Source organism: Acinetobacter sp. P1(2025), from assembly GCF_051390655.1.
Lineage (GTDB): Bacteria > Pseudomonadota > Gammaproteobacteria > Pseudomonadales > Moraxellaceae > Acinetobacter > Acinetobacter junii.
In genome coordinates, this window is the sequence record NZ_JBPKBJ010000063.1 from 1 (window position 1) to 18,321 (window position 18,321).

The 18,321-nt window shown below is 37.2% G+C and carries 19 protein-coding genes and 1 pseudogene; 11 read left to right on the forward strand and 9 right to left on the reverse strand.

Annotated features, from left to right (window positions below):
* Window positions 1-388 precede the first annotated feature (388 nt).
* The 6 genes from ACSC97_RS14045 to ACSC97_RS14070 form a co-directional block, all read right to left on the reverse strand.
* Window positions 389-967 (reverse strand): TMEM175 family protein, encoded by a 579-nt coding sequence (locus tag ACSC97_RS14045; RefSeq protein WP_436661525.1) that lies wholly within the window; start codon window positions 965-967, stop codon window positions 389-391.
* Window positions 968-977: 10 nt separating this feature from the next.
* Window positions 978-1,685, reverse strand: a complete 708-nt coding sequence (locus ACSC97_RS14050) for a YoaK family protein (protein ID WP_436661527.1) — start codon at window positions 1,683-1,685, stop codon at window positions 978-980.
* Window positions 1,686-1,727: 42 nt separating this feature from the next.
* Window positions 1,728-3,080 carry a carbohydrate porin gene (locus ACSC97_RS14055; RefSeq protein ID WP_436661529.1) on the reverse strand — a complete coding sequence of 451 codons (1,353 nt, stop codon included), beginning with the start codon at window positions 3,078-3,080 and terminating at the stop codon, window positions 1,728-1,730.
* A gap of 99 nt (window positions 3,081-3,179) precedes the next feature.
* Window positions 3,180-3,347: a DUF1427 family protein gene (locus ACSC97_RS14060; protein ID WP_080630817.1), complete on the reverse strand. Its 168-nt coding sequence runs from the start codon at window positions 3,345-3,347 to the stop codon at window positions 3,180-3,182.
* A 52-nt stretch (window positions 3,348-3,399) separates the two neighbouring features.
* Window positions 3,400-5,268: an amidohydrolase gene (locus ACSC97_RS14065; protein WP_436661531.1), complete on the reverse strand. Its 1,869-nt coding sequence runs from the start codon at window positions 5,266-5,268 to the stop codon at window positions 3,400-3,402.
* A gap of 67 nt (window positions 5,269-5,335) precedes the next feature.
* Entirely contained in the window at window positions 5,336-6,022 is a 687-nt protein-coding gene (locus tag ACSC97_RS14070; protein WP_436661533.1) for a hydrolase, read from the reverse strand.
* Window positions 6,023-6,201: 179 nt separating this feature from the next.
* Between ACSC97_RS14070 and ACSC97_RS14075 the strand changes: the two genes are divergently transcribed.
* The 9 genes from ACSC97_RS14075 (at window position 6,202) to ACSC97_RS14115 (ending at window position 14,344) form a co-directional block, all read left to right on the forward strand.
* Entirely contained in the window at window positions 6,202-7,095 is an 894-nt protein-coding gene (locus ACSC97_RS14075; protein ID WP_129262608.1) for a LysR family transcriptional regulator, read from the forward strand.
* Window positions 7,096-7,308: 213 nt separating this feature from the next.
* Window positions 7,309-8,244: an ABC transporter ATP-binding protein gene (locus ACSC97_RS14080; protein WP_004953672.1), complete on the forward strand. Its 936-nt coding sequence runs from the start codon at window positions 7,309-7,311 to the stop codon at window positions 8,242-8,244.
* Window positions 8,241-9,014: an ABC transporter permease gene (locus ACSC97_RS14085; protein ID WP_004953671.1), complete on the forward strand. Its 774-nt coding sequence runs from the start codon at window positions 8,241-8,243 to the stop codon at window positions 9,012-9,014. Before ACSC97_RS14080 ends, ACSC97_RS14085 begins: the two co-directional genes overlap by 4 nt.
* Window positions 9,011-9,826, forward strand: a complete 816-nt coding sequence (queF, locus tag ACSC97_RS14090; RefSeq protein ID WP_436661536.1) for an NADPH-dependent 7-cyano-7-deazaguanine reductase QueF — start codon at window positions 9,011-9,013, stop codon at window positions 9,824-9,826. Before ACSC97_RS14085 ends, queF begins: the two co-directional genes overlap by 4 nt.
* A 33-nt stretch (window positions 9,827-9,859) precedes the next feature.
* Entirely contained in the window at window positions 9,860-10,519 is a 660-nt protein-coding gene (locus ACSC97_RS14095) for a hypothetical protein (RefSeq protein WP_004915166.1), read from the forward strand.
* A 165-nt stretch (window positions 10,520-10,684) separates the two neighbouring features.
* Entirely contained in the window at window positions 10,685-11,827 is a 1,143-nt protein-coding gene (gene rodA / locus ACSC97_RS14100; protein ID WP_004915164.1) for a rod shape-determining protein RodA, read from the forward strand.
* A 19-nt stretch (window positions 11,828-11,846) separates the two neighbouring features.
* The gene (mltB, locus tag ACSC97_RS14105; RefSeq protein WP_004953667.1) at window positions 11,847-12,848 is read left to right on the forward strand and encodes a lytic murein transglycosylase B; all 1,002 of its coding nucleotides are present in this window, start codon (window positions 11,847-11,849) and stop codon (window positions 12,846-12,848) included.
* A 287-nt stretch (window positions 12,849-13,135) separates the two neighbouring features.
* Entirely contained in the window at window positions 13,136-13,747 is a 612-nt protein-coding gene (locus tag ACSC97_RS14110) for a septal ring lytic transglycosylase RlpA family protein (protein WP_004679681.1), read from the forward strand.
* A gap of 144 nt (window positions 13,748-13,891) precedes the next feature.
* Window positions 13,892-14,344 (forward strand): DUF962 domain-containing protein, encoded by a 453-nt coding sequence (locus ACSC97_RS14115; protein WP_004915160.1) that lies wholly within the window; start codon window positions 13,892-13,894, stop codon window positions 14,342-14,344.
* 39 nt (window positions 14,345-14,383) lie between these two features.
* On the opposite strand, the gene ACSC97_RS14120 is transcribed toward ACSC97_RS14115, so the two are convergent.
* Window positions 14,384-14,857: a DUF3465 domain-containing protein gene (locus ACSC97_RS14120; protein ID WP_436661540.1), complete on the reverse strand. Its 474-nt coding sequence runs from the start codon at window positions 14,855-14,857 to the stop codon at window positions 14,384-14,386.
* Between the two features lie 80 nt (window positions 14,858-14,937).
* Window positions 14,938-16,353: a Si-specific NAD(P)(+) transhydrogenase gene (sthA, locus tag ACSC97_RS14125; protein ID WP_004915155.1), complete on the reverse strand. Its 1,416-nt coding sequence runs from the start codon at window positions 16,351-16,353 to the stop codon at window positions 14,938-14,940.
* 191 nt (window positions 16,354-16,544) lie between these two features.
* Here sthA and lipA point away from each other — a divergent pair, with 191 nt between their 5' ends.
* Together lipA and ACSC97_RS14135 are read left to right on the forward strand one after the other, a co-directional pair.
* Complete coding sequence (gene lipA, locus ACSC97_RS14130) at window positions 16,545-17,558, forward strand: lipoyl synthase (RefSeq protein WP_436661542.1); 1,014 nt, start codon at window positions 16,545-16,547, stop codon at window positions 17,556-17,558.
* Between the two features lie 386 nt (window positions 17,559-17,944).
* Window positions 17,945-18,082: pseudogene (locus tag ACSC97_RS14135) on the forward strand (DUF4394 domain-containing protein); the annotation flags it as partial.
* A 62-nt stretch (window positions 18,083-18,144) separates the two neighbouring features.
* Here the strand turns inward: ACSC97_RS14135 and ACSC97_RS14140 are convergent.
* Window positions 18,145-18,321, reverse strand: a 177-nt coding sequence (locus ACSC97_RS14140) for an integrase core domain-containing protein (RefSeq protein ID WP_082226421.1), incomplete at its 5' end; no start/stop codon positions are given.

The following is an 18,321-nucleotide window of genomic DNA, read 5'->3' on the forward strand; positions in this document are numbered from 1 at the left end:
GCAAAAGAACTTATTTAGACCAATCATCAAAGACTTCATTGATGACTTTATTCTCGATAAAAATCATCTGCTACCACAGAGAATCTATAAATGATAGTGCGTAAGTCCTAATTAATTTGTCGGATACGTGACACGCACTCTTCAACATCATTTAAACATTGCGTTTGATTACTTTTGATCAAATAAAGAAAATTGTCCGTTTGATAACTGAATTTATTCGTGATGAGAAAATTATCGACTTTACTTTGCAAGGAAGCACTTAATTTCTGCTCTTTGAGGTTAATCGTTTGGCAAGATGTAAGTGTAAATACACTGCTTAAAGTCAAAAAAATACTCAAATAGCGCATAAACCAAACGTCCATTAAACAATGTAAATCTTTAACTGTTCTTATTTTTCCTCACAATATTGTTCAATTCTTTTATTGGGGAAAAACCAAAGTACAGCTAGCACGACAAGAACAAGCAGACTCAAACGTGTATCAACTAGACTCAATAATATGGACATCGCATATAACAAAACAGATATTGCGAGCTTTTTATCTTTGCCTAATACCTTACGAACAACAGATTTATTACCTTGAGCACGAGCGATTGACCATTCGAGCATAGCATAAGACAAGGAACACATGAATAAAATGAATGCATACAAGGCTGTAGGTACTGGTGAATAATTACTTTGAGCAGACCAACTCGTTGTATAAGGGATCATCGTTAACCAAAAAATCAAATGTAGGTTTATCCAAATGATTTTTCCATTTACCTTTTCGACTAACTGAAATAAATGGTGATGGTTAATCCAATAAATTCCGATATACATAAAACTTAAAACATAGCTTAATATTCCATGAAACTCTTGTGTTAAGTCCGAAAAATGTATGCCCTCTGGCACTTTGAGTTCAATCAACATGACAGTGATTACAATCGCAATTACACCATCAGTGATAGCCTCTAAACGGGTCTTATTCATCCTAATCCCTTCAAGACTCTGGCATGATGAATCTATTCTGTGAAGCTAAAAAAGATAAATATAAAACAGGCAAAATAAAGAAACCGACGCTCCAAAAATCCAAATAAACGTAAAGTATCGCTCCTAAAAATGCCCCAATAACAAAACCTAAAACAATGCTGAGGCTATGTTCGAGTTTACTTCGATTATCAGTGGAACGATTTCTGAGATAGTTCGAGATATCAATACCTAACTGTGTGGTATTTCCTGTCATCATCGTACTCGGACTAATATGTTTTATGAGTGTTTTACTCGATGTATTTCGAATCGCTAGAGCAATCAGTCCTAATCCCCCAGTCACAGCAATGGTGATTCCATCTGGATCAGTAAATGGTTCGAAGTAAATACCTGCCAGCATAAAAGCGGTGAGGAAAATTGCTTCTGCTAGAAATAAAGCACATAAGGTTTTGCTTTTCTGACTGCTTTTATCAATCAAATATTTCGTAATTGCTACAGTAAGAATAAATAAAGGAATAGCCGCCAGTTTAATCCATAAACCAGTACCACCTTTTACCCACGCCGCGCCAGCCAACACCAAGTTACCTGTCACATGTGCTGTAAAAAATCCAAACAATGCAATAAAACCAATGGTGTCGATTGCTCCACCAACAATAGTCAAAAGAACAGGATCACGGCAAGTTCTCCACACATTATTTTTTTTTTCAAATTCTGTTTGCATCTTTACCACCTAATTTATTATTTCTTACACTGTTTGATTTGATTAGAAGTTTAAGCGTGTAGTCAGTCCTATTACCCAAGCATCATTTAGCTCTTTAAGACCGCCAGCTTGATGCACATATTGGATATTGGGACGGAACATAATGCTCGGTGACCAGTTAAATGTGTAATTCAATTCAACGTTCGTTTCATCATATTGAATAGGTACATATGCTGGATCTTGAACATCCGTAACTTGGTTAAGTTCATTTTCTAGTTTTTGACGTGTTCTTAATCTTTTATTCACTTCAGTTCGAGCTACACCTAAACTCATGGAATCATTAGGTCGGGCATCAAACATCCCTTTATATTGTAGTGCAATCTGTTGTGAGCCTAATATTTCTGAAGTTGCTTTATCATTGATATTAAAATTTAATAAAACGGATAAGCCTCTTTTGGGATTATCTTGATGTTGTGTTAACTGTTGTTGTGCCACAAACCAAGTATTGTATTTTCCTGAGTGAACTTCTCTTTGCTCAACAGATAATTGAGCTTGCCCATTTTCATCATTGAGTACATCTAGAGCATCAGCCGAGCTATAAAAAGCACCGAAACGGTATAATCCATTCAAACCATTAAATTTCGGCTTCCATACAAATTCTATAGGGATCAAAACACCTTTAGAACCATCTGTGCTTAAATTAAAACCTTTACTCTTCTTCGTATTTTCTGGATTAGATTCATAAACACCCACACTCAAACTAGAAGTAGGATTCAAATCATATTTCAGATTTGCCGCCCATACCGTGATAGGCCAGTTGTACCATAGTTCAGAGACCGTTTTCCCTACTTGCGCACCACACAATGTTAAATTTTGCGACTCACATGGGGCTGAGTTGAAATCTTCGCCCATATTCATGCGACCAACTTTTACAGTTAACCCTTGATCTTCAAATCCTTTTTGAATCCAAGCCTGACTTAATCGCCATACTGGTCCCCGCCCACTAATCTCTTGAACATTACTAAATTGCCCAGTTCTAGGGTCGGCAATACGATCTGTAGATAATGATCTGCCTTCACGTTTACTGATACTAATTTTTGCTTCGGTATTCTGCCAACCACTCAATTTTTCTAGATCTAAAGTCGTTCCAAAAGTCCATTGATTGGCATTACGAACTGTTGAATCATCATTAAAACCACCATCAATATTGGTCGCGGTTTCATTTGTGAAAGAAACATTAAAATCAATACCTTGATCTGATAGATTGTTACGTTTTCCGTTCCAATCTCCTAATAAATATTGACGATTTTGTGAATAAAACTCATCTGCGTAAATATAAGTAGGTGTAATACACACCGTCAGAACATACAAAGCAAAAATAGTTTTGTTTTTTGTTTGGTTCGGAAGATATTTCATAGCTACCCCATAAAAAAGTGAAGGAAGCTAGACATTATTTAAATCGTTAACCTTAAGAAGCGTAAATAATTTTATTTAAATAAAATCTAGCTTATTAGGTTATGAGGGGAAAAAATCTTTGACAAATGGAATGAGCTTTTCACCGACAACCATGCCTAATAGTCCAACTAAGGCAACAATCGGTGGTGCTGGCGAACGAACATTTAAAACGTAATACAACACGCCAACTAATAATCCCACGCCTAGAGATAAGAGATACATTTTCATCATAAAACTCTCAGAGGTATCACGATCAAACGCAATACCTCAACTTATAAAGTTAGAATGCAAAACAAGAACAGCCTAAAGCGCCCCAAAATGATTTTTTATCTTTGACTGGAACATCGAGAACCCAAGCATGACTGTGTCCATGCATTCCACAACTATTGGTACAAGCGCAAGCTGCTGATTTGGCTTGTAATGGTTGATGAGATGGCTCATTTCGATTTTCTGTTGCTCTCCAATACCCACCAAATTTTCGTACTGGTGACCATGTTGGTGAGGCTGGTGGTAAAGGTGAATCATCTTGTTTAAACTCTGCCGCAGCATAAACAATCTTCCCACCTAAAACGGTCATTACAGATTCAATATTCTTTATTTCTTCAGGGTCAATTGAGAAATAATCATCTGATAAAACAACTAAATCTGCCAATTCCCCCTGCTTCAATGCACCTTTTACGCTGGACTCACCTGAGAACCAAGCTGAACCTTTAGTCCAAAGTTTAAGTGCAGTCTGACGATCCAATAAATTTTTCTCATCATAAAGCGGTAATCCACCCACAGTTTTACCTGTAGTTAACCAATATAGACAAACCCATGGATTGTATGAGGCAACTCGTGTTGCATCTGTCCCAGCACCAACAGGTACACCTAACTCAATCATTTTTTTCACAGGTGGTGTGGCCTTAGCTGCATCTGCACCATATCGATTGACAAAATATTCACCTTGGAAAGCCATACGATGCTGAATTGCTATCCCACCACCCAAAGCACCAATCCGTTCAATGTTCTTTTCAGATACAGTTTCTGCGTGATCAATGATAAATCGTGTGGCAAACGGTTTACGCTCATTAACTTGCTCAAAGACATTGAGGAAACGCTCAATACTTTCATCATAAGTAGCATGTATACGAAACGGCCACTTCTTCTCAGCAAGTAACTCTACAATACGCTCTAATTCTGCATCCATCCCTTTGGTGAGTTCTGGACGAGGTTCTAGAAAGTTTTCAAAATCAGCAGCAGACCATGTCAGATTCTCGCCCGCACCATTCATTTGTAAAAAAGCGTCACCATCTCCAGGAAAGGTCATCTCAGTCCACTTTTGATAATCCTGATATTCCTGACCTGCTTTTTGCGCAAATAAATTATAAGCAACACGCACTGTCATTTGCTCTTTTTGGTGCAAATGTTGAATGACATCATAATCTTCTGGATAGTTCTGCCCACCACCGCCTGCATCAATTAATGAGGTAATTCCTAAACGATTTAGCTCACGCATAAAATGACGTGTGGAATTGATTTGATCATCTCGTTCAAGGATTGGTGCTTTACCCAAAGTTGAATACAAAATCATTGCTGAAGGTGTAGCCAATAACAATCCTGTTGGCTCACCTTTTTCATTGCGTTGAATTGTGCCACCTGGTGGATCAGGCGTATCTTTATTAAATCCAAGCGCATCTAAAGCTGCACGATTCAGCATAGCTTTGGCATATAAATGCAGAATAAATACTGGCGTATCTGGTGCAGCTTTATTGATTTCATCTAATGTTGGTAAACGGCGTTCAACAAACTGAAATTCGTTCCAGCCACCTACAACGCGTACCCACTGTGGAGCAGGTGTATTTTCAGCTTGTTCTTTTAATAATCTTAAGGCATCAGAAACAGATGGGACACCTTCCCACCGTAACTCCATGTTGTAATGCAAACCACCACGAATTAAATGTAAGTGACTGTCATTCAGGCCAGGAATCACACGTCGACCATTCAAATCAATCACTTTGGTCGTCGCGGTCGACATCTTCATAATTTTATCATTGTCATCTACAGCAATCACTTTACCTTCAGAAATCGCAATCGCTTGAGCTTCAGGATGTTGAGGATTTAGTGTAGAGATTTTGGCATTTCTTAAAATTAAATCGATTTGAGACATTTTTCACTCCATCGAATTATAATGATTAAAAAAGAAAGGCATGAAAATCATGCCCTTCTATGGAGTTTTATTTTGCTGGTACAGGTGGGATCACTTCGTGTTTTGTCGTAGTACGTTCTGGTGCTTTGTGTACCATAGTATATGCGTAATCAACACCCATACCGTATGCACCTGAGTGTTCACGTACAATTGCCATAACATCATTATAAGTTTCACGATGCGCCCAATCACGTTGCCATTCAAGTAAAACTTGCTGCCAAGTCACTGGTACTACACCCGCTTGAATCATACGTTGCATTGCATAATCATGTGCTTCTTTTGAAGTACCACCTGAAGCGTCAGCAACCATATAAATTTCATAACTACCTTCAAGCATTGCACCGAAAGCAAATGTGTTATTACACACTTCAGTCCATAAACCAGACACAATAATTTTTTTACGGTTATTTTTAGCTAAGGCATCACGAACTTTTTGGTCATCCCATGAGTTCATTGAAGTACGTTCAAGCAAAGGCGCATCAGGAAAAACATCTAAAAGCTCTGGATAGGTATGACCAGAGAAACTTTCTGTTTCAACGGTTGTAATTGTAGTCGGAATACCAAAAACTTTTGCAGCTTTTGCTAAGCCAACTGTATTGTTTTTAAGAACTTGACGATCAATAGACTGTACCCCAAAAGCCATTTGTGGCTGATGATCGATAAAGATAACTTGGCAATTTGTTGGTGATAATTGTTCTAAAAGTGATTTGTTCATTTTCAAACTCGACATAGTAACTGTAAACAATGTATTTCTATGAAAACAAATCAAAATGTAAAAAAATAGATAGCAAAATTGAATCAGTTTGTCTGCGATTTAAAGACAATTAGAAACAAACTTGCTTCGTTGCGCTAAATACATGAATATAAATTTAATAACTTTCAAATGGATAAACCATGGACAGAATCGATTGCATCAATACGTTTTTAAGCGTCGTAGAACATGGAAACTTTAGTGCTTCAGCAAAAAATTTAAATATTTCAAGAGACTTAGTCTCAAAAAGAGTTCAATACCTCGAAAATGATTTGAAGATTTCACTCTTCATCAGAACTACACGTCGGATGAACCTTACGCCTTGCGGAGAAAAATTTTATCAACATGCCAAAGTCATGATGAGTGAACTTGAGTGGGCAAAATATGAAATTAGTTATGATCAGCAATATCCCGAAGGCGAACTAAAAATTAATGCACCTCTTTCTTTCAGTCGTGATGTTCTCACCGATATTATTTCTGATTTTATTCAACAATTTCCGCACATTAAAATAGATCTATATTTGACTGACAGCTTTGTTGATATTTATGAACAACAGTTTGATCTAACTTTAAGAGTAGACGATAAAGCGGATCACAACTTTCAAAATACCGTCATTGCATCATACAAGCGTAGCTTTTATGCATCAAAAGATTATCTCGAAAGAAAAGGCATGCCACATACGATTGATGATTTAAAACAGCATGATATTTTACTTTATAGTCAAAAAAACAATCACAATAAGATTAGCTTGAGTAAAGATCAGACGACTGAACTGATTCAATGCTATCCAAAATTTATCTGCAACAATGGCGACTTATTATTAGATTTATGTACCAAAGGACATGGCATCGTCTTCCTACCAGATTTTATTGCTAAAAAATATTTTGATGCAGGTGTTATTTCTCGGTGTTTAGAAGACTATCACAGCCCGATCATGAACTTTTATGCGGTTTATCCCAATGGTCAGAATATCTCTAAAAAACTTCAAATTTTTATTGATTTCTTGATTAAGCAATTTAAAAAATTAAGCTCTTAATTTATTGATAAATTTACCTATTTAAACAACAAAGCTTTATAAAAATGCTTTAAAAACTTTATCTTAATAGAGGCTCTAGCTGTTTATTAATTTGCTTTCGAAATGACTGCTCAACGCTGTTCTATATATAGAACAAGATAAACCACTTTTACACTTGGTTTATTTTTTTATATCGCTCAAAATACGCGTTCAATCTAACAATGAGAGACGTTCATGACTGATGCTTTGGTGTTGAGCGATTTGTCCAAAACTTATCGTAATGGTTTTCAGGCATTAAAAGGTATTAATTTAACCGTACCTGAAGGAGAGTTTTATGCATTATTAGGACCTAATGGTGCAGGTAAATCGACGACGATCAGTATCATTAGTTCTTTAACTAAAAAAACATCAGGTACAGTTGAAATTTTTGGCCATAACCTTGATACCCATCCATCATTGGCAAAACAGTGTTTAGGCGTTGTACCTCAAGAGTTTAACTTTGGTCAATTCGAGAAAACTTTTGATATTTTGGTCACTCAAGCTGGCTACTATGGAATTCCCAAAAAACTTGCTGAACAGCGTGCTGAATATTATTTAGAGAAACTTGGTCTTTGGGAAAAGCGTAATATTCAGTCTCGGATGCTTTCAGGCGGTATGAAACGTCGCCTAATGATTGCACGTGCAATGATGCATGAACCAAAACTTCTGATTCTCGATGAACCTACTGCAGGCGTTGATATTGAATTACGCCGTTCAATGTGGGATTTCTTAACTGAAATGAATGAAAAAGGTACCTCAATCATTTTAACGACACATTATTTAGAAGAAGCTGAAATGCTGTGTCGTCGCATAGCCATTATTGACCGTGGTGTGATCAAAGAAGATACCACTATGAAAGGTTTCCTAAATCAACTTAATGAAGAATCGTTTATTTGTGATTTAGCAGAACCGATCGAAAACCTGCAACTCAATATTATTGGATTTAAATTCGAATTAATCGATCCAGTGACTTTAGAAGTTACGATGGATAAAGCGCATAGCATGAATGATTTATTTTTGATTTTACAATCACAAAATATTCAAGTCAGTAGTATGCGTAACAAATCAAACCGCTTAGAAGAATTGTTCGTAAAAATGGTTGAGAAAAATCTTACAGGAGCGGATCAATGAACTTTAATCAGTTACAAACCGCACTTTGGACCTTAGTCGTTAAAGAAATTCGTCGTTTTATGCGAATTTGGCCTCAGACCTTGCTGCCACCAGCGATTACCATGAGCCTATATTTCGTGATTTTCGGTAATTTAGTCGGATCACGCATTGGTGAAATGGGTGGCTTCAGCTATATGCAATTTATTGTGCCAGGTTTAATTATGATGGCAGTGATTACCAATAGTTATGCGAACGTTTCTTCAAGCTTCTTTAGTGCAAAATTCCAAAAAAGCATTGAAGAATTGATTATGAGCCCTGTGCCATTACATTTAATTCTTTGGGGTTATGTGATTGGTGGTGTATGTCGTGGTGTTTTGGTCGGCTTAATCGTTACTCTGATGAGTTTGTTTTTTACTCACTTGGAAATCTATAATTTCTTTGTAACTATATATACAGTGATTATCACCTCGTTATTATTTTCACTTGGTGGCTTCATTAATGCTGTATATGCAAAATCATTTGATGATATTTCGATTATCCCAACTTTCGTTTTGACTCCACTCACTTACTTGGGTGGTGTATTTTATGCGATTAGTGCTTTAAGTCCATTTTGGCAAAATCTCTCTTTAATTAACCCAATTGTTTACATGGTCAACGCTTTCCGTTTTGGTATTTTGGGACATAGTGATGTCAATGTTTCATTCTCCCTCACTGTTGTCACATTATGTTGTGTTGCCCTTTATGCAGTTGCATATCATTTATTAGCTCGCGGTTCAGGAATGCGTGAATGAGTGTAGAACATTCTTTATTGGGCAAAGACACCCAGTACCCTACTCAATATCAACCAGAAGTCTTATTTCCGATTGCTCGTGCTGAATCTCGCAAACTTTATGCAGATATTGAAGGCATAGCTCAAGGCAAAGACTGGTGGCATGTATTTGAGATTTCATGGTTAAACCAACTTGGTTTACCACAAGTGGCTATAGGACGTTTAACCTTACCAGCCAACTCTCCGAATTTAATTGAATCAAAATCACTTAAACTATATTTCAACAGCATGAATTTCACACAATTTACATCTCAACAATTATTTGTTGAGACCGTTGAGCGTGATTTATCAGATGCTGCTGGTGCTAAAGTTGAACTGCAACTATTTCAAGTGGATGATTTACAGATTTCTAAACCCCAAGGGATCTGTATAGATGATCTGATCCCTGAAGGTCTTTCAGAACATCCAGATTCAAGCTTATTGCAGTACGATGCTGTCAGTGAAGAAAATATTGAAGTTGAACTTTACTCTCATCTTTTGAGAAGTAATTGCCCAGTGACGGGACAACCAGACTGGGGTACTGTTTTTATTCGTTTTCAAGGTAAAAAACCTTGTTATCGCAGTATATTAGCCTATATTATTTCGTACCGTCAGCATAATGGTTTTCATGAACAATGCGTGGAACAAATATTCGCAGATATTTGGCAACACTTAAAACCAGAAAAACTGATGGTCTATGCAACCTATACTCGTCGTGGTGGATTAGATATCAACCCTTGTCGAGTATCTGACTTGTCATGGATGCCCGAGCCGATCCGCTTGGCACGACAATAAAACGAATAAATTTGATATAGAGGACGTTCTTCAATGACCAGTTATTTCGGTATTCTTCCATCTGCAACGTTGAGTCAGGATATTCAACTTGCACAAGCCAACCGTAACAGCAAAGAACCACAATACCCTTTGCGTGACAAGATTTCTCTTCAACTTACTGATGAGCTGATTGACACGATGTTGGTGCATTTGGTACAGCAATTCCCACCAAGTGACAAACGAGATACAACTGAAGAACTCGCTCAAAAGATTCGTAGTATTGTCTCTACTTTGATGAAGCAATTATTAGGCAAAGCATCGAATGAACAAGTTCTTGAATCTTTAGCTTTCATGGAAAAGAGCTTGTTTATTGATAATGAAGGTAAACAACGTATCGGTACTCAACTACCAGATGCTTTAGTTTCTGACATGAAAAAAAGCTTTGCTGAAGTTGCTGCGGGCAACGGTAAAGAACAACGTGATGCATTAACACAACAGTTCAAATCTTTTGCTGATGCGCTTATTCAACACTTCATGACTGAATACAACAAAACATTGGGTTTAGGCATGGTAAAACGCGGTGTTGCAAGTGTTGCAACAAGCGGTGTTGAAACTGCTGTACATATTGTAATCAAAAAACTAATTCCTAGCTTAAGCCAAGCTGAGTTAGATGTATTCACTAAGCATTTCGATCAGTTGCTCGTTCAGAAATAAGCTTCGAATATTCAAAAAACAGCGACTATATATAGTCGCTTTTTTTTATAAAAAATAATGAGTCATTTCCAAACTTATAAATGTCACAATTTCTAAATTTGCATTGTCTAAATCAGTGTTTATGTTAGCATTCGCGAAGCATTGATTTACTTGATTTAGAAGCGCATGTCTCCAAGCTCACAGTACAAATTTTTACGTCAAGCACCGCGTGATGGCTTGAGTACTGCCACTCACCCTTCACGGTGGCAACAACTCCATATAGACCCATGGCTTTGCCTATTTCTGGTACTAAATGCATTTTTAGGACTTACTGTCTTATATAGTGCTTCAGCCCAAGATGTTGGTCTTGTCAGTAAACAAGCAATGAGCTTTGGCATTGGTTTTACCGTCATGATTATTCTGGCGCAAATTCCTCCAAAAGTTTATCAAGCATTCTCACCATATTTTTATGTCTTCGGTGTTTTGTCCTTAGTTGCAGTAGTCGTGTTTGGTGAAGTACGCATGGGAGCACAAAGATGGATTGATATTCCAGGCTTTGGTAGTGTTCAACCGAGTGAATTCATGAAGATTGGCATGCCAATGATGATCGCATGGTTCCTATCCCGCAAAGCCTTACCTCCTAGTTTGTCTCAAGTCATACTATCTTTGCTGCTCATCCTCGTACCTTTTCTTTTAATTGCAGAGCAACCCGACTTAGGTACTTCATTACTTGTGCTTGCTAGTGGCATTTTTGTACTTTTCTTGAGTGGATTATCGTGGAGATTAATTGCTGCCGCTGCTGGAGTTGCCGCTGTAATCATTCCAATTGCTTGGGAGTTCTTACTACACGATTACCAACGACAAAGGGTACTTACCTTGTTAGATCCTGAGGCAGATGCATTAGGTACAGGTTGGAATATTATTCAATCTAAAACTGCGATAGGTTCAGGCGGTTTTTCAGGGAAAGGCTTTTTAGAAGGTACTCAATCTCACTTACATTTTTTACCAGAAGGTCATACCGACTTTATTATTGCAGCCTATTCTGAAGAATTTGGCTTGATCGGCGTTACCCTACTTATTTTCTTATATTGCGCGATTATTTTTAGAACATTTCAGATTGGCTTACAAAGCTTCCATAACTATGGGCGTTTAGTTGCGGGAGCCTTTGGTTTGTCATTTTTTGTTTATGTATTTGTAAATGCAGGCATGGTCAGTGGTATTTTACCTGTAGTGGGTGTGCCGTTACCGTTTATGAGCTATGGTGGAACTGCAATTATTACACTTATGTCAACATTTGGACTTGTGATGTCAATTCATACACATCGATAACGAGGAATTCATAAAACACATGTTTCATCCTAAACTAAATAATACTTTTAAATTTTTAACATTGAGTGCCAGTCTATTTTTGAGTAGTAATTGGGCGCAAGCAAATGAATTTTACACTCATCCAAATTATTTTGCTTTTAAACAAAAAGCGATGACTACTTATGGTCTAAGTAGTGAACAAATTGATAGTGCAATGAGTGGCGCACGTAATTTACCCAACATTTTAAACATCATGACGCGTCCTGGTGAAAGTAAGCCTTGGTATGAATATCGCTCTATGTTCTTGGTCGAAGGTACAATTCAACGTGGTGTCCGCTTTAAAAACCAATATGAAGATGTTCTGAATCGTGCGGAACAACAATTTGGTGTACCAAAATCTGTAATTTTAGGCATTTTAGGTGTTGAGACAGGTTATGGTGCAAATAAAGGCTCTTTCATCACCCGCGACGCTCTAGCAACCTTAGCGTTTGGTTATCCTCGTCGTGCTGATTACTTCAGTGATGAACTCGCAGCGTTGATCTCATGGACATATAAAGAAGGCTATCCAACCAACAGTATCGTTGGTTCATATGCTGGGGCTATTGGCTATCCACAATTTATGCCGAGTAACATCCAAAAGCTAGGTGTGGATTATGATGGTAATGGACATATTGATTTAAGAAACTCCGCAGTTGATGCAATTGGTTCAATCGCGAATTATTTAGCTCAATATGGTTGGCAACGTGATCGTCCAATTGGCTTCCCTGCTCGTTATTTAGGTAACGATCCTGAAAGTATTATTGCTAAGGATTTAACTCAACCAACTCCATATGGTGAACTAAAAAGACTAGGCATTGCACCTATTGACCCTTTGGTAAAAATAGATGATCTTGATTTAGTAAATGTTATTCAATTACAAGACCAATTTGGACCTATTTACTACATCACTTATCCAAATTTCCAAGTAATCACGACTTATAATAAGAGCCGAATGTATGCCACAGCGGTGTGGTTATTAGGCACTGAAGTCGCAGGAAGATAATCCGACTTTTTAAACAAAATTTAAAAGTCAATAAATTTATGGTTCAAAAAGGGTGTTAAATAATCAATTTTCATATTTTGTTACAAAATTGATTGTTTTTTAATCTAAAACTGTAAGTTTTTACCCTTTTTGTAACTATTTATCGTTAAAGACTAGACACACTTCGTAAGCGCTGAATATTATCCACCCAAGAAAAGTAATTGCAAAAGTGAATAATTAGACATGTGCACTGTATTTCGATGCTGTTTTGTCGAGATAGAAAAGCATGTTCTCTAGGAGTTTATACAATGCAGTTTTCGCTGAAATATATTCTAGCGCTGACGGCAGGCTTAAGTTTAAGCCCGTTACATGCTGAAATGGTACAATCATCATCATTAACAAATGATGTTGAAGGTTCTAATTTAGCAGCCCGCGTTTTGAGCAAAGATTCTCAAAATTTTAATTCTCGTTTTTCTAACGTCAATAGTCTTTCAATCACTGAGAGTTCTGGTGACAAAGTACGTCGCCAAACAATTGCTGCTAAAATTGATATCCCTGAAGAAGAGCCTTCAGTGATTGAAAAACTTAACACTGTTGCGTCTAATACCGTACGTAAGTTTAGCCAAACTGGCGTAGCATCATGGTATGGTCGTCAATTTCATGGTCGTAAGACTGCAAGCGGTGAAACATTCGACATGAATGGTTTAACTGCTGCTCATCGTAGCCTGCCATTGAACTGTTACATTCGTGTGACCAATAAAGACAACGGTAAAAGCGTTGTAGTTAAGGTTAACGATCGTGGTCCATTCCATGGTAATCGTGTATTAGATTTATCTTATGGCGCAGCTAAGCAACTTGGTGTTACCAATGCTGGCACTGCGAAAGTAAGTATAGAACGCGTTGATGGTCCAAATTCTTAATATTTAGACTTCCAACTAATAATAAAGCCACGTTTATACGTGGCTTTATTATTTATATTATTTTTTGATTCATTTTTGACCCTCACTACTTTCTTCGCTATAGTAATGACATTATAAATTGTCAATTTAGCAAGGAGTGCAGTTGTGAAATCGATAGATGAATGGTTCGATGAATACAGCGATAGTCACCAAAACCAAACCAATAAAAAAATACATTGGGTATGTGTCCCAGCAATTCTTTTTTCAATAATTGGTATTCTTGCGCATTTTAGTACTCTACTCACCGCTTTATTACTTGTACTTACACTGGTTTTCTATGCTCGCTTGGATATCGTGTTAGCTGTGGCTATGGCTGCTTTGTTGGTGGTAATGGCTTGGCTTATTATTATTCTACCTGTAGGAGTAGGATTTTATATCGGCGTGTTTGTAATCGCATGGATTGGTCAGTTTTATGGTCATAAAGTTGAAGGAAAGAAACCTTCTTTCTTCAAAGATCTGCAATTCCTTCTGATTGGCCCTGTATGGTGCATGGATGCCTATTTAGCTAAGATACTACCTAAATGGAAATCTCGTCAAAATTTGGGGCTTTCAAGCTAATTTAGAGCATATTATGGATGGCTAATTAGCGAAAAGAGATTATTGATAGCTTTTCCCTTGATATTTTAGCCATCCATCCACATGTTTTCCTTGTGGATCATGATGAGTCCAATGAATCACTCCACCTTTAGGGCTATATTCATATTCTCCATAAAATTCGACTATCTCACCTTTTCTAAGCCTCTCCACCCGAGGTGCTAAATCAATGTTATGCGCCACTAGAACGGTTAAACCATTCTCCAGTTTTAGAATCATTTTTTGGTGTCTTGAACCATCATTATCATCAGCTAAAATTGCTTTTACTTCACCCTTGGATTGAACTTGAATATTACTTATCTGTTCTTGATAAGCTTGCATAATCTTTTGTTGATCATCAACAGTAGCTTCCTCAACAATTGAAGTCTGAACAACATTATCGTTCAGGTTGTTTTGCTTTAAATCTATACCGACATAAGCAGCAATTAGCACAATAATAATCGTTACGATCACTAAATTATTTTTCTGGATTTTCATGTTTAACCTTTTTATTTCAATTTAAATGGCAAAATGCCAATCATAATGATTGGCATTTTATTCATACAATTCGATCAAAGTTAGAATAGACGATTCATACCATTCAACGCTGCAACACGATATGCTTCAGCCATTGTTGGGTAGTTGAATGTCGTTTCAACAAAATACTTTAATGTATTATTCGGACTATGCATTACAACTTGTCCAATGTGGATAATCTCTGCGGCATTGTTACCAAAACAATGAATACCTAAAACTTCCAAACTATCGCGGTGGAAGAGGATTTTTAACTCACCTACGGTATCACCAGTAATTTGAGCGCGAGCTAGATGACGGAAAGATGCTTGGCCTACTTCATAAGGTACTTTTTCTTCAGTCAACTCTTGTTCAGTTTTTCCAATCGAAGAAATTTCTGGAATGGTATAAATGCCTGTTGGTACGTCTTTAATCGGTTTAACATTTTTCTCACCGACCATGTTTGCACCTGCACAACGGCCTTGGTCATATGCAGCAGATGCAAGTGATGGCCAACCAATCACATCACCAGCAGCATAAATGTTCTCAACTTCAGTTTGATATTGATCATTTACCATCAACTGACCACGGTTGTTTGGTACAAGACCTACATTCTCGAGTCCTAAGCCATCAGTATTACCTGAACGACCATTACACCATAAGATGGCATCAGCTTTGATTTTCTTGCCACTAAGCAAATGTAATACCACATGATCATCAAAAGTTTCTAGGCGATCGATTTGTTCATTGTGACGAATCAATACTCCTTGCTCACGCAAGTGATATGACAATGCATCAGCGATTTCATCATCAAGGTAGCTTAAAAGCTTTTGCTGAGTGTTGATCAAATCAACTTTATGATCTAGACCAATAAAAATCGATGCGTATTCGCAACCAATAACACCAGCACCGTAAATAATGATTTTTTGAATTGAATAATCCAAATCAAGAATTTTGTCAGAATCAAAAACACGAGGATGGTTAAAGTCCAAACCTTGTGGCTGATAAGGACGGCTACCCGTTGCAATCACAATTTGTTTACAGATAATGGTATCTTTTATGCCATCTTGACCAAAAATGAGTACGGTATTTTTATCTTGGATATACGCACGTCCATGAAAAACATCAATCTTATTGCGATCATAAAAACGTGTATGAGTATCAACTTGCTGTTGAATCACTTTATGCGCGTTGCGTAACACTTGTTTCATGGTGAATTGTTTCCATTCACCTACTTTTTGAAACATTGGATCACGCTGATAACGAATGATACTTGAAACTGTTTGACGTAAGGCTTTACTTGGAATTGTACCTACATGTGCACAGTTACCACCGAGTTGATCACGTACATCGACGATTGCTACTTTTCTACCTGCTTTAGCTAGCTTCATTGCCGCGCCTTCACCAGCTGGGCCAGAACCGAGAATGACTGCATCAAATTTTACAACATTCCCACCAACGACCTCTTTCTTACGTGGCATTCAAAGCTCCTTTATCTCTTAGCTGTTTACTTCTATATATATGATAACTAATATGCTATGGGTTGATGTATTTCTCAACCATATATTTTTATATATTCACATTTTCAAAATGAATACCTATTTCATCCTATAAACCTATAAATTTGACTATAATAATCGAATATCTCAAGCAATAGGTTGTAGAAAATAAGATGTCTGAACACCGTAAACCTGAACAGGGCATAAAACTTCGTGGCGCTGAAAAAGTCGCTAGAATTCCTGTAAAAGTTATACCTACGGTTGAAGTACCTCGTAAACCAGACTGGATTCGCGTCAAAATGACTGCACCTGAAGAGGTTCAGCGTATAAAAACAACTCTACGTTCGCAAAAACTCCATACTGTTTGTGAAGAAGCTGCCTGCCCTAACCTTCCAGAGTGTTTTGGTGGTGGTACTGCGACTTTTATGATTATGGGCGATATTTGTACTCGTCGCTGTCCTTTCTGTGACGTTGCTCATGGTCGACCAAATGCACTTGATCCTGATGAACCTCGTCATATGGCGGAAACTATTTCAAACCTGGGTTTGAAATATGCGGTTATCACCTCTGTAGATCGTGATGATCTTTTAGATGGCGGCGCTCAACATTTTGTGGATTGTATTAAAGAAGCTCGTGCTTTGAGTCCAAAAACGCTACTTGAAATCTTAGTTCCTGATTTCCGTGGTCGCATGGATATTGCTTTACGCATTATGACTGAATGTCCACCTGACGTTTTTAACCACAATATCGAGACAGTACCTCGCTTATATAAAGCAATGCGTCCAGGTTCAGACTATCAACATTCTTTGAATCTTTTAAAAATGTTTAAAGAATACTGCCCAGACGTTCCTACCAAATGTGGTTTGATGGTGGGTATTGGTGAAACTGAAGAAGAAGTGATTTCTTTACTTGATGATCTTCGTGCTCATGATGTGGACTACGTAACAATTGGTCAATATTTACAACCATCTAAGCAACATGCGCCAATAGATCGCTTTGTAACGCCAGAAGAATTTGAACGTTACGCAGAACATGGTCGTAAATTAGGCTTCAAAAATATTTGGTCTGCACCAATGGTCCGTTCAAGCTACTTTGCAGATCGTCAGTATCATGGTGAACCTGTTCCTGCGGTTCGTCGCAAAGTAGACCCTGCTAAGAAAATTGCTGTACAAACTGTCGAAGCTTAATTAAGTTTGTATAAATTAAAAAAGAGAACAGTCATGTTCTCTTTTTTATTTTTTGATATGAGATAATCCAATTTTAAAAAATAATTTCTGTGCACTAATTAACGTTTCTTAACGAGCGTGAATTCCTCGTGAATAATTACCAATCGACACGCTACTACCAAAAAATCACTTAAAAACATTAATTTACTTTATACCCTAGTCCGCATAACCTGATTAAAGTAGAAGTGAATTTCAAAAAATTGTGATTTGTATTTTTTAACTTAATACATCCATCTTTTTTGGAATTTCCTCCAAACAAAAATGAATATCAAGAAGCTTTGTCAATTTAAACCGTTCATTGGAAGACGACTTCTTATTATAAATAACTTTGAGATCAGGATAGACACATGAATAAGAAAATTACAGCTTTGACTGTTACTGCATTAGCAAGCTTTGCATTGTTAGGTTGTAATAGTGATTCAGACAACGATACCGAGTCGTCAAATGTGAATACTGGCGATACTTTAATTCTAACTGCCAATGGAAAGAGGTGGTCCCACATGTTTGAACAACTAAAAGCGTATTTATAAGTGATATTCCGCTCTAGTTAAGCCACCTTGTTTTGTTGGGGTAGCTGATCATAGTAAAACTCATTTGGTGTCATTTTGTCTAGACTCGAATGAGGTCGTTTCAGATTATAAAACTCAAAATATGCACTCAATTGCTTTTTCGCATCTGTGACACTGCTATAAGCTTTGAGATACACCTCTTCATATTTAACGCT